Here is a 1582-nt window from a genome sequence, read left to right as displayed (position 1 = left end):
CGGGCGCGTCAGGCCTGCAGCGGGTCCTTGGACGTTTCCTTGGCGCACAGCACGGCCACCAGGGAGATCAGGGCCGCGGCCATCAGGTACCAGCCGGGCGCAAGCTTCGAGCCGGACGTGGCGATGAGCAGCGTTGCCACGAACGGTGCGGTGCCGCCGAACAGGGCGTTGGACAGGTTGAAGCTGACGGCGAAGCCGCTGTAGCGGACGCGTGTGGGGAACAGCTCGGCCAGGAAGCTGGGCAGGGTGCCGTCGTTGAGTGTCAGCATGCCGCCGAGCAGGATCTGCACCAGCAGGATCACCAGGAAGTTCCGGGTGTCCAGCAGCATGAAGGCTGGCACCGTCAGCAGGATGAACAGCACGGAAGCGGTGATCAGCACGCGCTTGCGCCCAAACCTGTCCGACGCCAGGCCGGTGAGGAAGATGAAGCCGATGTAGGTGAGCAGGGCAATGGTGGTGGCCAGGAACGATTCCGCGGCGCCAAAGCCCAGTTCCTCGCTCAGGTACGTGGGCATGTAGCTGAGGATGACGTAAAAGCCGACGGCGTTGAGCAGCACCGCGCCCACCGCCAGCAGCAGGCCCTGCCAGTGGTTTTTGAACAGCGCCGCGACGGGGGCCTTGACGGCGTTGTCCTTCTCCGCCATGGCGCGGAAGGCGGGGGTGTCTTCGAGCTTCGTGCGGATGTACCTGCCGATCAGGCCCATGGGGGCGGCGAGCAGGAACGGCAGGCGCCAGCCCCAGTCGTTCATCTGTCCCGTCGTCAATGTGATGGACAGCAGGGCTGCGATGAGGGAGCCGAGCAGCAGGCCGGCGGCCGTGCTGGCGGGCACCACGGCCGCGTAAATGCCGCGCCGGTTCGGCGGGGCGTACTCGACCAGGAATGCCGAGGCCCCGGCGTACTCGCCGGCGGCGGAGAAGCCCTGGACCACACGCACCACCAACAGCAGGATGGGTGCGGCCAGGCCCACAGTGTTGTAGCCGGGGATCAGGGCGATGGCGAACGTGGCGCCGGACATGATCAGGATGGAGAGCGACAGTGCGTTCTTACGCCCCACCTTGTCACCGATCTGGCCCCAGATGAAGCCGCCGAGCGGGCGGACAAAGAAGGAGATGGCGAAGACGCCAAACGTCAGCAGCAGCCCGGTCTGCTTGTCGGCCGTGGGAAAGAACGCGTGGGCGATTGTGGCTGCCAGGTAGCCGTAGACGGCGTAGTCAAACCATTCAACAAAGTTGCCGATGAAGCTGGCGGTGATGACGCGCCGCCGCGTGCCGGCGTCAAGTCCGTTGCCGCCGCCCGGGCGCAGCTGCCCGCTCATGCTCAATTGCCCGTCGGCGGCCGGCACCGTTGCCGTCCGGCCCGTGCCGGGGTTTTTGTGATTTGTCATGGGTTCCACCAAAAAAGTTTGGGTTGCAATGAGTGCAACGCTGTTGCACTAGATTATGTGTGGGCGGAATCACTGTCAAGGGTTTGGTGAACATCGGAACTGCCGGCGGCAGGGAACTGGGTGCCGCACCGGGAATTTACCCGGTGCGGCGCCGTTGTTGCAAGGTGTGCAATCGAGTTGGCTCCAATGCTTCCCGG

At 65.2% G+C, this 1582-nt stretch carries 1 protein-coding gene; it reads right to left on the bottom strand.

The features are described 5' to 3' along the window. Positions 1–8: 8 nt before the first annotated feature. On the bottom strand, positions 9–1316 hold the full coding sequence (locus G6035_RS19460; protein WP_176618751.1) for an MFS transporter: 1308 nt from the start codon (positions 1314–1316) through the stop codon (positions 9–11). Between the last annotated feature and the right edge of the window lie 266 nt (positions 1317–1582).

The organism is Arthrobacter sp. SDTb3-6 (assembly GCF_013376095.1).
Classification (GTDB): domain Bacteria; phylum Actinomycetota; class Actinomycetes; order Actinomycetales; family Micrococcaceae; genus Specibacter.
The sequence above is the reverse complement of the archived record's forward strand: the minus strand, read 5'-3'. Positions and strand labels throughout refer to the sequence as shown.

What these genes read in the sequence shown, in the direction of transcription:
- G6035_RS19460 (WP_176618751.1), bottom strand. Translation starts at nt 1,316, where the DNA reads ATGAGCGGGCAGCTGCGCCCGGGCGGCGGCAACGGACTTGACGCCGGC.